We start from the raw sequence: 12,854 nt of genomic DNA on the forward strand, positions 1-12,854 counted from the left end.
CGCGCGGATCCGGGGCGCCCGCCCGGTCGGGTGGGATGGGGGGATGAAGAAGACCCGGCCCGTCCCGACGCCGCACGCACGGGGGGACGCGGAGGCCGTCGACCGTGTCACCCGGATGCGTCTGCGGGCGGTGCTCTACGGGCTGCTGGCCTTTCCCGCGCTGATCGTCTCCATGGTCGTGGTCCTGGCGTCCGCCCGCGGCAGCCGGTGCATCACGTATGCCGACGACAGCTGCGCCTCACTGCCCGGCTGGCTGTTCCCCAGTGGCGCGGCGCTCGCCTTCCTGGCCTGTGCGGTCGCGCTGGCCGTCCCCGGAGTGGGCCGGACCGCCCACCGGATCCGAACCTGCGCTCTTGCGGTGCAGCTCTTCGCCGAGGCCCTGCTCGTGTTCGTGGTGCTGAGCTTCGGCTGACGTACGGCGCAACCACCCGGCCCCGATACCGCGTCCGTACGCACGTACGCTCATGGGGCGTGAGGAGGTACGCATGTTCGACCGCGCATGGGGCCGACGGCTGGCGCTGGGGCTGGCCCTGCTGACGACGACGGCGGCCCTGACCGTGGCGGGGCCGGGTACGCACAGCGCCGCGGCCGCTTCGACGTGTTCGGGCCGGAACGTGAAGACGGTGTCGTTCAGGGCCGGTGAGGTCCGGGTCTACAAGACCCGCCGCTATGCGTGCGCCGTCACCGTGTCCAAACTCCCGGGTGTCCGCCAGCACATGCTGGTGTCCCTCCAGGCGCGCGGCGGTCTGCCCGCCGTGGACAGCGGCCGGTTCGCCCGGCAGGCGGGCCCGGTGACCGTCCACGCGGTCAACCGGTGCGTGCGTGCCGAAGGGGCGATCGGCGCCCGGCGGGCGACCACCGGCTGGATCCTCTGCTGATCCCATTTACCAACAGCCTCTGGCGGCACGGGTGTTGCCCCCGCTAGGTTCACGGCGTTCGCTGTGACCACAGGGGAGGGTGAATGCGCAGGACGCTCAGATGGCTGCTGTCGCTCGTCGTGCTCATAGGCACGGTGTCAGCCGCCGGAGCATCGGCCGGAGCGGCAACGGCCGCGGACCGGACCGCCGAAACCGACATCAAGGAACGCATCCTCGCGATCCCGGGGATGAACCTCGTCGAGGAGAAGCCGTACACCGGCTACCGCTTCTTCGTGCTCGAGTACACCCAGCCGGTCGACCACCGGCGTCCGTGGAAGGGCACCTTCCAGCAGCGGATCACCCTGCTGCACAAGGACATCAGCCGGCCCACGGTCTTCTACACCGGTGGCTACCACGTCTCCACCACCCCCAGCCGCCGCGAGCCGACCCAGATCGTCGACGGCAACCAGGTCTCCATGGAGTACCGATTCTTCACCCCGTCCCGGCCGGCCCCGGCCGACTGGTCCAAGCTGGACATCTGGCAGGCCGCCAGTGACCAGCACCGGATCTTCACGGCCCTGAAGAAGATCTACGACAAGAAGTGGATCTCCACCGGCGGCTCCAAGGGCGGCATGACCGCCACGTACTACGAGCGCTTCTACCCCCGGGACATGGACGGTGTCGTCGCCTACGTCGCGCCCAACGACGTGGTGAACAAGGAGGACTCGGCCTACGACGCGTTCTTCGAGAAGGTCGGCACCAAGGAGTGCCGCGACCGGCTGAACGCCGTCCAGCGCGAGGCCCTGGTCCGCCGTGAGGCGCTGTCCGCGAAGTACCAGCAGTACGCCGCCGACGGCAGCCACACCTTCCACACCATCGGCAGTCTCGACCACGCCTTCGAAGCCGTCGTCCTGGACTTCGTCTGGGGCTTCTGGCAGTACAGCCTGGAAGCCGACTGCGCGGACATCCCGGACGCGGCCACCGCCTCCGACCAGGAGCTCTTCGACACGATCGAGAAGATCTCCGGCTGGTCCTTCTACACCGACCAGGGCCTTGAGCCGTACACCCCGTACTACTACCAGGCCGGCACGGAGCTGGGCGCGCCCACCATCCGCCTGCCCCACCTGAACGGCCTGACCCGGTACGGCTACCAGCCGCCCCGGAACTTCGTGCCCCGCGACATCGCGATGAAGTTCAAGCCGTACGTCATGCGGGACGTCGACACCTGGGTGCGCCACAACGCGCACCGGATGCTCTTCGTGTACGGGCAGAACGACCCGTGGGGCGCCGAGCCGTTCCGCCTCGGCAAGGCCGCTCGCGACAGCTACGTCTTCACCGCCCCCGGCGCCAACCACGGCGCTCGCGTCTCCGGGCTCGTGGAGGCCGAGAAGACGAAGGCCACCGCCCGCATCCTGGAGTGGGCGGGCGTCGCCCCGGCCGCCGTCCAGCAGGACCCGGCCAAGGCCAAGCCGCTGGCAAGGTACGACCGCAAACTCGACCGGTTCGACATCGAGCGCGAACCGACCCTGCGGCCGTAGGCCCCGCCCGGTCCCTCCCGTGCGCCCGCCGTCCCAGGACGGCGGGCGCACGGCTTTTCGGGCGTATCGGCTTTCGGGCGCGCCGCTGTCCGGGACTCCGCGGCGCCGTCGTCAGCGTCCCGACGCCGGCCGGGACGGAGTGACCGCGGCGTCGCGGAGGCCGCCGACCGGGTGTCCCGGCGATACCCCCCTAGGCGTGGCTCAGCCCGTATCCCAGCCCGAACCCCAGCGGATACAGCACCTGCGACGGGTCGTCGGCACGCTGCACCGGGACCGGCAGGCGTCCGCGCGGGGCGGTCCGGCCCGCGATCACCCGTGCGGCGGCGCGGAGCTCCACGTCCGTCCAGCAGTAGGTGGCGAGGGAGGCGCGGTGGCCGGTGAGGTGCGCGATGTCGTACGGGTTGCGGACGACCACGGTGACGACGGGCACGCCCGTCGCGACGAGCCGGGACACCAGGGTGCGCTGCGCACTGGCCGCCGTCACGTTGTACGTGGCCACGACCACCGCGTCCTTGCCCGGTGCGGCCGCCACCGCGGCGTCGATCCGCTGGGGGGTGGGCGTGGTGCCGGTGGGCAGGGCGGTGGTGGTGAAGCCCAGTTCGGCGAGCGCCCGGGCCAGGACGGCGACGGGCGGGCCCGTGGTGCCGGTCGGGGAGGACGGCTCCGCGCCGACGACCAGCAGGTTCGGCTGCTTCCTGCGGCTGAGGGGGAGGAAGCCGTCCTCGTTGAGGAGGAGGGTCGTGGTGGCTCCGGCGATCCGGTCGGCCGCGGCGCGATGGTGCGGGACGCCGACCGTGCCGTCCACGTCCTCGTCCGTGACGTAGGGGTCGTGGAAGAGGCCGAGCCGCGCCTTGAGCCGCAGGATCCGCAGAATGGATTCGTCGATCCGCTCCTCGGGGATCTCGCCCGTCCTGACGGCCCGCAGCACCGCGTTCCACGCGACGTCCAGCTCGGGCGGGTTGAGCAGCTGGTCGCAGCCGGCCAGCAGGGCGAGGACCGGGACCCGGTCGTCGCCGTACTTCTGCCGCACGCCCGCCATGGTCAGCGAGTCCGTCACCACCACGCCGTCGTAGCCGAGCTTCTCGCGCAGGATGCCGGTGAGGATCGGCCGCGACAGGGTCGCAGGGTCCTCGCTCGGGTCGAGGGACGGGACCACGATGTGCGCGGTCATGATCGAGTCGACGCCGGCGGCCACGGCGGCCCGGAACGGCGGTGCGTCGAGTCTCTCCCATTCCTCGGCCGTATGGGTGATCAGGGGAAGCCCGTAGTGGCTGTCGACCGCGGTGTCGCCGTGGCCGGGGAAGTGCTTGGCGGTCGCGGCGACGCCGCCCCGCCGGTAGCCCGTCACCTGCGCGGCCACCAGTCCGGCCACGGCCACGGGATCGGCGCCGAAGGAACGCACACCGATCACGGGATTGGCCGGGTTGACGTTGACGTCGGCGACCGGGGCGTAGTTCTGCCGGATGCCCGTCGCGGCCAGCTCCCGTGCCGCGATCCGGGCCGCCGAGCGGGCGTACGGCCGCGAGCCGCAGGCCCCGAGGGCCATCGCTCCGGGCAGCAGCGTGGCAGGGGCACCGATCCGGGCCACCGCCCCGTGCTCCTGGTCTACGGAGATCAGCAGCGGGAGCGGTGTGGACTGCGCCAGGCCCGCCTGCTGGATGCCGTTGGAGAGCGCGGCGATCTGGTGCGGATCACGGGTGTTGTGCGTCCACGCGAAGTAGATGATGCCGCCTACGTGGTACTTCGCGACCAGCTCGGCGGCGTTGCGGACACCGATCTCCTTGAGGTTGGCATCGACGTCGGCCTGGTCGGGGTCGGTCGCGGAATGCCCGTAGACCCGCATCACGAAGAGCTGGCCGACCTTCTCCTCCAGGCTCATCCGGTCCATGAGCCGTGCGGGTTCCCAGGGCTGGGAGGCGGCGCGGGCGTCCGGCCCGGCCATCGCGGTCGTCGCCGCACCGGCCGCCGCGGCGGCGGCCGTGGCCAGGACGGCCCGTCTGGAGGCGTGGAGATGACGCACGTGAGCTCCTTCCGTCGTGCTGCCGTGCGGCACGCTGCGTAGAGGGGGAGCTGAAGAAAACTTCCAAGAAGCCACGGATATCCGGAAAGTAATTACCGGTCAAGGGCCGCCGCGCCGAAGGACGGCGGGGACGGCCCGCGCCGCCCGCGTGGGTGCGTGGCCGGCTGCCGTGCGGCGGGGTGGCGGGGGCGGGCGCCTGGAGGTCTGGGGCGGCAGGCGGAGGCGAGGGTGCGGTCGGGGTGCGGTGTGCCGGGGCGTAGAGGGTCCGGTACCCGCAGGGCGGGTGCGGCGTCTGCGGGCGACCGGGCCGCCCGCGTGGGTGCAGACGGGGGAGTTGTCACCGGAGGATGCGGGAAGCCGACGGAGCCGGAAGGGCCGAAGGGACGGCAGCCCGAGGGCCGACGGCGGACCGTCCCCGATCAGTGCGACGTCGGTGGCCAGTGCGAGCGCAGGACCCGGACGGTCTCCGTGATCGCGGGCCTGCGCGCGGCCCCGTGGCGCCACAGGGCGTACAGCCGCCGCACCGGTACGGTGTCCAGCCGGACCGCTGCGACCCCGGCGGGCAGGGGGCCGCGCCCCAGCCGCGGCACCAGCGCCACACCGAGCCCGGCCGCCACCAGGGCGACCTGCGTGTGGTTCTCCGCGGCCTGGTGTGCGATCCGCGGCTCGTACCCGGCGGAGCGCAGCGTCCGCGTCAGCCAGTCGTGGCACACCGTTCCCGGCGGCTGGCTGATCCACCGCTCACGGGACAGGTCCTCCCGCCGTACGACCTCCCGTGCGGCCAGCGGATGACCGGCCGGCACCAGGACGTCGCACGGATCGTCACCTATCACCGCCTGGTCCACGCCTTCCGGCACGGGAAGCGGCGCGATGTCCCAGTCGTGCGCCACCGCGAGGTCGACGACCCCCTTGGCCACCAGATCGACCGACAGGTGCGGATCGACCTCCGACAGGCGGGTGTCCAGTCCGGGGTGCAGCTCCGCCAGTTCCGCGAGCACACCGGGCAGCAGTCCGCGGGCCGCGGACGCGAACACCGCGATCGACAGCCGCCCCGACGGCATTCCCCGGGACTCCTCCAGCGCGGTCTCCGCACGCTCCACGATCGCCAGCAACTGCTGGGCCGTGGCGGCCAGATGCTCCGCCTCCTCGGTCAGCGCGACACCCCGTCCGCGCCGCTCCAGGAGCGTCGTCCGGGTCTCCCGTTCCAGCTTGGAGATCTGCTGAGACACGGCGGACGGCGTATAGCCCAGTGCCGCCGCGGCACCCGCGATCGAACCGTGCACGGACACCGCGTGCAGGGCGCGCAGCCGACCCAGATCGAGCACCCGACCAACCCCCTGTCCACGAACCATGCGTGCGTCGTGCGCGAGCGACACCTGTGCGCTGCGCGATGCGATGCAATGCGATGCAATGCCACGCGATACGTGAGCAATGCTTAAGCGCACCCTACAGAAATCGGTGCTGGTGCTACACACTCGGCGCCGAGGATCATCACGGCATGCGTCTCCCACACATCGCACTCGCCGTGGTCGTCGCCGCCGTCTGGGGCGTCAACTTCGTCGTGGTCGAGGTCGGCCTCGGGCACTTCCCGCCACTGCTCTTCTCCGCACTGCGCTTCCTGGTCGCGGCGCTCCCCGCCGTGTTCCTCGTCGGCCGGCCGAAGGTCGCCTGGAAGTGGATCGTCGGTGTCGGGCTCGCCCTCGGAGTGGCCAAGTTCGGACTCCTCTTCATCGGCATGGACGCCGGGATGCCGGCCGGGCTGTCCTCCCTCGTCCTGCAGGTCCAGGCCGTCTTCACCGCCGTGGTCGCCTTCGTCGCCCTCGGCGAACGGCCCGGGCGCATACGCACCCTGGGCATGGCGGTCGCACTGGCGGGCGTCGGCGTCGCAGCGGTCGACAAGGGACTCGACGGCCCCGTCCTCGGCTTCGGACTCGTGGTCGCCGCCGCGGCCTGCTGGGGCGTCTCCAACGTCCTCACCCGCAGGGCCGCCCCGCCCGACGCCCTCAACTTCATGGTCTGGGTCAGCGTCGTACCGATCCTGCCGCTCCTCGCCCTGTCCCTGGTCCTCGAAGGACCGGAACGGGACCTCCGGGCCCTCGCCGCCCTCGACTGGAGCGGCGCCGGAGCCGTCGTCTACGTCGCCTGGATATCCACCGTCTTCGGATTCGGTGCCTGGGGCTTCCTGCTGCGCCACCACCAGGCTTCCTCGGTCGCGCCCTTCACCCTGCTCGTCCCGGTGTTCGGGATGTCCTCGGCCGCGCTGCTGCTCGGCGAACCGGTGAGCCCGCTGCGCTGGTGCGCCGCCGCCCTGCTCGTCGGCGGAGTCGCGCTCACCTCCCTCGCGCGAGCAGCCGCTCCAGGTGCTCCCGGCCCGGTACCAGCAGATCCGGCAGTTCCGGCGCCCCGGGATACCAGTGCTTCTCGTACTCCCAGCTCAGCCAGCTCCCCGGGCTGAGCGTCGTCAGACACGCGCCGAGCGGCACCACGCCCTCACCGAGCGGCAGCGGCGCCAGATCCTCGGCCGAGGCGACGTCCTTCACCTGTACATAGCCGAGATGCGGGGCGAGCACGGCGTGCGTCGCCTCCGGCGCCTCTCCCCGCAGCCACGGATTCACGACGTCCCACACCACCCCCACATGGCCGTGGCCCACCGGCCCCACGATCCGCGCCGCCTCGGCGCCGCTGCGGTGCGAGTCGTGCGTCTCCAGCAGGATCCGCACCCCGAGCTGTGCGGCCAGCGGCGCCACCGCGCCGAGCCTGCGCCGCGCGATCGCCTCCGCGGTCTCCGTGTCCTGGTCGCCCGCGCCGGGGAACACCCTGACGTAGGGGGCACGGAGGTCCCGGGCGAGCCACAGGGTCTCCTCGAACTCCTGCCGGAGTTCCTCCTCCTCGTCCTCGTCCCCCTGGGGCGCGGCCACCCGCACATAGCCGGCCACGGCGAGGATCTCCACGCCCGCCCGGCGGAACTCCTCCACGACGGCGGCCCGTTCCCGTATCCCGATCAGCCGGTGGACCGGCTCCTCGGGTGCCGCCCGCAGCTCCACACCCTGGTACCCCGTCTCGGCGGCGAGCCGGGCCACTTCCGGTACGGGCATCCCGGGCACGCCCAGGGTCGAGAACGCGAACCTCATCGTGCGGGGCCTCTCCTTCTGCCGCGTCGCCGTTCATCCGGCGTCGCCGTACGCCCCGTTCTACCTGCCCCGCCGCGGGGCCGTCGAAGCGCGGACCACCAGCTCGCCGTGCACGGTGGCGATGCCTCCCGGAGGAACTGCCTCCCGCCCCATGGCCAGCCGCCCGGCCCGTGCCCCCGCCTCGGCCAGCGGCAGCCGCACGGTGGTGAGGGCGGGGGACGCGTCCACGCTGAACGGCAGGTCGTCGAAACCGGCCACGGACACGTCGTCCGGTATCCGCAGCCCCCGGTCGCGCAGCGCCGCGCTCGCCCCCAGGGCGAGGGAGTCGTTCGCGGCGATCACCGCCGTCAGCTCGGGCGCGCGGCGCAGCAGTTCGAGCGTTGCGTCGTAGCCGGACCGCCGGTCGTACGGGCTGTGCACCACGAGACGGGCGGCGGCGCCCGGACCCCCGCCCGTGCCCGCGGTTTCGAGCGCGGACAGATGGCCCGCCAGCCGGTCCCGGGTGGTGGTGTGACCGGCCGGGCCGGCGATGTACCCGATCGTGCGGTGGCCGAGGGCCACCAGGTGTTCCGTCAGCCGCCGGGCGCCGCCCCGGTTGTCGAACGTGAGCACCGCCGCGTCCGGCGGTCCGTCCGGCAGGGGCGGCCGTCCGCACAGCACCACACGGGTGCCGGCCGCCGCCAGCTTCACCAGCTTGGCGCTCATCGCCTCGGTGTGCGCCGGTTCCTCGGTGGTACCGCCGACGAGGACCACGGCGGCGGCGCGCTGGCGCTGGAGGAGTGTGAGGTACGTCAGCTCGCGCTCCGGGGAACCGCCGGTGGCGCAGACGACGGACAGCTTCTCGCCGCCCGCCCGGCCGGTGCCCTCCTGGCCGCCGATCTCGGACTGCGCGGCCCCGGTGAGTATCCCGAAGAAGGGGTCGGCGACGTCGTCGACAACGATGCCGACCAGATCGGAGGTCGCTGCCGCGAGGGAGCTCGCCGGGCCGTTGAGCACGTAGTCCAGCTCGTCGACCGCCCGGAGCACCCGCTCCCGGGTCGCCGCGGCCACCGGATAGTTGCCGTTCAGTACCCGCGACACCGTGGCGGGCGACACCCGGGCGCGAGCCGCCACGTCGGCCAGCGTCACTGTCATCTTTCCTCCGGCAGCTTTCTTCCGGCGTCGTCCGGAGCTATTTCCGGTCCCGTTCCCGACCGGATGGTTTGAGCGCAGGCTAGCGGCACATATCGCGGAAAACGCTTGCCGTGCGTATAACAAGGCGATCTCACGCTCCGCGAGCAGGGCCGGGCGGGCCCGGACGGATGCGCCCGGCGGGCCCGGAAAAAAATCCTTCCGATGTCGTGCAACCCTCCGGGGCCGAAGCGAGTCGTACTTGACGTCGGAGCTTCCGGGAGGGGATCTGGGGGGATCGGGAAGCTCTGGCGGGGTGGGGACCCAATCCAGGGGGCTCGGTCGAGGACCGGGCCCCCTTGATGCGTCCACTGATCTCGTCCCCGCAGCCGCATCTCCGGTGCGCCCGCCCGTTCGTCCACAGGCCCGTCCCGGTGTCCGAGCCGGGCGGTAGCGTCGGACCATGTCGAATCTGGCAGTGGTCGAAGGGGTCCTGGAGCGGATCACCTACGCCAACGAGGAGAACGGATACACCGTCGCCCGCGTCGACACGGGCCGGGGCGGTGGCGACCTCCTCACCGTGGTCGGATCGCTGCTGGGCGCCCAGCCGGGGGAGTCGCTGCGGATGGAGGGCCGCTGGGGTTCCCATCCTCAGTACGGCAAGCAGTTCACGGTGGAGAACTACACGACGCTGCTGCCCGCCACCATCCAGGGCATCCGCCGCTATCTGGGCTCCGGGCTGATCAAGGGCATCGGCCCGCGGATAGCCGAGCGGATCGTCGGCCACTTCGGCCTGGACACGCTGGACATCATCGAGCGGGAGCCGAAGAGGCTCGTCGAAGTGCCGGGGCTCGGCCCCAAGAGGACCAGGCTCATCGGCGCCGCATGGGAGGAACAGAAGGCCATCAAGGAAGTGATGGTCTTCCTCCAGGGCGTGGGGGTGTCCACGTCCATCGCCGTGCGCATCTACAAGCAGTACGGCGACGCCTCGATCTCCGTCGTGAAGAACGAGCCGTACCGGCTGGCCGCCGACGTATGGGGCATCGGCTTCCTCACCGCGGACCGGATCGCCCGCGCCGTCGGCATCCCGCACGACAGCCCGGACCGGGTCAAGGCCGGGCTCCAGTACGCGCTGTCGCAGTCCACCGACCAGGGACACTGCTTCCTCCCCGAGGAGCGGCTGATCGCCGACTCGGTGAAGCTGCTCCAGGTCGATACCGGTCTGGTCATCGACTGCCTGGCCGAACTCGCCGCCGACGAAGGGGTGGTGCGGGAGCGCGTCCCCGGCCCGGAGGGCGCTGGGGAGTCCGTCACCGCGGTCTACCTGGTGCCGTTCCACCGCGCGGAGATCTCGCTCGCCGCGCAGCTTCGCCGTCTGCTGCGGACCGACGAGGACCGGATGCCGGCCTTCCGGGACGTGCCCTGGGACAAGGCGCTGGCCTGGCTGGCCGACCGTACGGGCGCGCAGCTGGCGCCCGAGCAGGAGGCGGCGGTCAGGCTCGCGCTGACCGCCAAGGTGGCCGTGCTGACCGGCGGGCCCGGCTGCGGCAAGTCCTTCACCGTGCGGTCCGTCGTGGAGCTCGCCCGCGCCAAGAAGGCGAAGGTGGTGCTGGCCGCGCCCACCGGCCGGGCCGCGAAGCGGCTGGCGGAGCTGACGGGCGCCGAGGCGTCCACGGTGCACCGGCTGCTGGAGCTCAAGCCGGGCGGCGACGCCGCGTACGACCGGGACCGGCCGCTGGACGCCGATCTGGTGGTGGTGGACGAGGCGTCGATGCTGGACCTGCTGCTGGCCAACAAACTGGTGAAGGCCGTGGCGCCCGGTGCGCATCTGCTGCTGGTGGGGGACGTGGACCAGTTGCCGTCGGTCGGTGCCGGGGAGGTGCTGCGGGATCTGCTGGCGGAGGGCGGGCCCGTGCCGTCCGTGCGGCTCACGAGGATCTTCCGGCAGGCCCAGCAATCCGGTGTGGTCACCAACGCGCACCGCATCAACTCCGGTGTGCCGCCCGTCACCCAGGGGCTGGACGACTTCTTCCTGTTCGTCGAGGACGACACCGAGGAGGCGGGCCGGCTGGCCGTGGACGTCGCCGCGCGGAGGCTGCCGGCGCGGTTCGGGCTCGACCCGCGCCGGGACGTCCAGGTGCTCGTTCCCATGCATCGCGGACCGGCCGGAGCGGGCAATCTCAACGGGCTGTTGCAGCAGGCCGTCACGCCGGCCCGGCCCGACCGGCCCGAGAAACGCGTCGGCGGCAGGGTCTTCCGGGTGGGCGACAAGGTCACCCAGATCCGCAACAACTACGACAAGGGCGAGAACGGCGTCTTCAACGGCACCGTCGGCGTCGTCACCTCGCTCGACCTCGACGAGCAGCGGCTGACGGTCCTCACCGACGAGGACGAGGAAGTGCCGTACGACTTCGACGAACTGGACGAACTGGCCCATGCCTACGCGGTGACCATCCACCGCTCGCAGGGCAGCGAGTATCCCGCGGTGGTGATCCCTGTCACTACCGGCGCCTGGATGATGCTCCAGCGGAATCTCCTGTACACCGCGGTGACGCGCGCAAAAAAGCTCGTAGTGCTCGTCGGATCACGGAAGGCCATCGGGCAGGCCGTGCGGACGGTCTCGGCGGGCCGGCGCTGCACCGCCCTCGCATATCGGTTGTCGGGGGACGTATCGGGGGGAAACATCCCGGTGAACACCGGCTGACTTCCGGAATCAGGGCGAAGGGGGGCAGGATGTGCAGGTTGACGGCACTGAGTGCCGTCAATAGGTCTAATGGCCGACCCCGAGTGCACTCTCCTGAGCCAAATGGGGGATGGTAGAGACAGTCAGGGCACCTCGAAGATGAGGCACTACGTCGGTGAGGGAAGACGTGAGCGACAACTCTGTAGTACTGCGGTACGGCGACGGCGAGTACACCTACCCGGTGATCGACAGCACCGTCGGTGACAAGGGCTTCGACATCGGGAAGCTCCGATCCCAGACCGGTCTGGTGACCCTGGACAGTGGGTACGGCAACACCGCCGCCTACAAATCCGCGATCACCTACCTCGACGGCGAGCAGGGCATCCTGCGCTACCGCGGATACCCGATCGAGCAGCTGGCCGAGCGCTCCACCTTCCTCGAGGTGGCCTTCCTGCTCATCAACGGCGAGCTGCCCACCGTCGACGAGCTGGCCGCGTTCAAGAACGAGGTCACCCAGCACACCCTGCTGCACGAGGACGTCAAGCGGTTCTTCGACGGCTTCCCGCGTGACGCCCACCCGATGGCGATGCTGTCGTCTGTGGTGAGCGCGCTGTCGACGTTCTACCAGGACAGCCACAACCCGTTCGACGACAATCAGCGGCACCTTTCCACGATCCGTCTGCTCGCCAAGCTGCCGACGATCGCTTCGTACGCCTACAAGAAGTCGATCGGCCACCCGTTCGTGTACCCGCGGAACGACCTCGGCTACGTCGAGAACTTCCTGCGGATGACCTTCTCCGTGCCGGCGCAGGAGTACGAGCCGGACCCGGTCGTGGTCGCCGCGCTCGACAAGCTGCTGATCCTGCACGCGGACCACGAGCAGAACTGTTCCACCTCCACGGTCCGCCTGGTGGGTTCCTCCCAGGCGAACATGTTCGCCTCGATCTCCGCCGGCATCAGCGCTCTGTGGGGCCCCCTGCACGGCGGTGCCAACCAGTCGGTGCTGGAGATGCTCGAGGGCATCGCGGCGAGCGGCGGCGACGTCGACACCTTCATCCGCAAGGTGAAGAACAAGGAGGACGGCGTCCGCCTGATGGGCTTCGGCCACCGCGTCTACAAGAACTTCGACCCGCGGGCGAAGATCATCAAGGCGGCTGCGCACGACGTCCTCTCGGCGCTCGGCAAGTCCGACGAGCTGCTGGACATCGCCCTGAAGCTGGAGGAGCACGCGCTCTCCGACGACTACTTCGTCGAGCGCAAGCTCTACCCCAACGTGGACTTCTACACCGGTCTCATCTACCGGGCGATGGGCTTCCCGACCGAGATGTTCACCGTGCTGTTCGCGCTCGGCCGGCTGCCCGGCTGGATCGCCCAGTGGCACGAGATGATCAAGGAGCCGGGTTCCCGCATCGGCCGCCCGCGCCAGATCTACACCGGTGTCGTCGAGCGCGACTTCGTGCCGGTCGAGGCCCGCTGAGACACGTCTCCGACCGCACGGCCCCCGAGCCCCCCGGC

At 71.1% G+C, this 12,854-nt stretch carries 9 protein-coding genes and 1 pseudogene; 6 read left to right on the forward strand and 4 right to left on the reverse strand.

What is annotated here, in order from left to right; translation table 11 throughout:
* Nucleotides 1-43: 43 nt before the first annotated feature.
* The 3 genes from ACZ4Z5_RS22550 (at nt 44) to ACZ4Z5_RS22560 (ending at nt 2,395) form a co-directional block, all read left to right on the forward strand.
* Nucleotides 44-412: a hypothetical protein gene (locus tag ACZ4Z5_RS22550; RefSeq protein WP_468265471.1), complete on the forward strand. Its 369-nt coding sequence runs from the start codon at nt 44-46 to the stop codon at nt 410-412.
* A 73-nt stretch (nt 413-485) separates the two neighbouring features.
* Complete coding sequence (locus ACZ4Z5_RS22555) at nt 486-878, forward strand: hypothetical protein (protein WP_468265473.1); 393 nt, start codon at nt 486-488, stop codon at nt 876-878.
* An 83-nt stretch (nt 879-961) separates the two neighbouring features.
* A complete protein-coding gene (locus ACZ4Z5_RS22560) occupies nt 962-2,395 on the forward strand; it encodes a S28 family serine protease (protein WP_468265475.1) in 1,434 nt (477 codons plus the stop codon).
* Between the two features lie 190 nt (nt 2,396-2,585).
* Here ACZ4Z5_RS22560 and ACZ4Z5_RS22565 read toward each other — a convergent pair whose 3' ends face one another.
* Together ACZ4Z5_RS22565 and ACZ4Z5_RS22570 are read right to left on the reverse strand one after the other, a co-directional pair.
* Entirely contained in the window at nt 2,586-4,337 is a 1,752-nt protein-coding gene (locus ACZ4Z5_RS22565; RefSeq protein WP_468265662.1) for a glycoside hydrolase family 3 protein, read from the reverse strand.
* A 497-nt stretch (nt 4,338-4,834) separates the two neighbouring features.
* Nucleotides 4,835-5,740: a LysR family transcriptional regulator gene (locus ACZ4Z5_RS22570; RefSeq protein WP_468265477.1), complete on the reverse strand. Its 906-nt coding sequence runs from the start codon at nt 5,738-5,740 to the stop codon at nt 4,835-4,837.
* Between the two features lie 173 nt (nt 5,741-5,913).
* On the opposite strand from ACZ4Z5_RS22570, the gene ACZ4Z5_RS22575 reads away from it, so the two are divergent.
* Nucleotides 5,914-6,870, forward strand: coding sequence for an EamA family transporter (locus ACZ4Z5_RS22575; RefSeq protein ID WP_468265479.1), 957 nt, complete (start codon nt 5,914-5,916; stop codon nt 6,868-6,870).
* Here the strand turns inward: ACZ4Z5_RS22575 and ACZ4Z5_RS22580 are convergent.
* Nucleotides 6,764-7,546, reverse strand: a pseudogene (locus tag ACZ4Z5_RS22580) (sugar phosphate isomerase/epimerase family protein); the annotation flags it as partial. The gene ACZ4Z5_RS22575 and the pseudogene ACZ4Z5_RS22580 overlap by 107 nt on opposite strands.
* A 60-nt stretch (nt 7,547-7,606) precedes the next feature.
* Entirely contained in the window at nt 7,607-8,680 is a 1,074-nt protein-coding gene (locus tag ACZ4Z5_RS22585; protein WP_468265481.1) for a LacI family DNA-binding transcriptional regulator, read from the reverse strand.
* Nucleotides 8,681-9,119: 439 nt separating this feature from the next.
* Here ACZ4Z5_RS22585 and recD2 point away from each other — a divergent pair, with 439 nt between their 5' ends.
* Together recD2 and ACZ4Z5_RS22595 are read left to right on the forward strand one after the other, a co-directional pair.
* A complete protein-coding gene (gene recD2 / locus ACZ4Z5_RS22590; protein WP_468265483.1) occupies nt 9,120-11,360 on the forward strand; it encodes an SF1B family DNA helicase RecD2 in 2,241 nt (746 codons plus the stop codon).
* A 166-nt stretch (nt 11,361-11,526) separates the two neighbouring features.
* Complete coding sequence (locus ACZ4Z5_RS22595; protein ID WP_468265485.1) at nt 11,527-12,816, forward strand: citrate synthase; 1,290 nt, start codon at nt 11,527-11,529, stop codon at nt 12,814-12,816.
* Nucleotides 12,817-12,854: the final 38 nt, after the last annotated feature.

Source organism: Streptomyces sp. NPDC030222 (genome assembly GCF_055573115.1).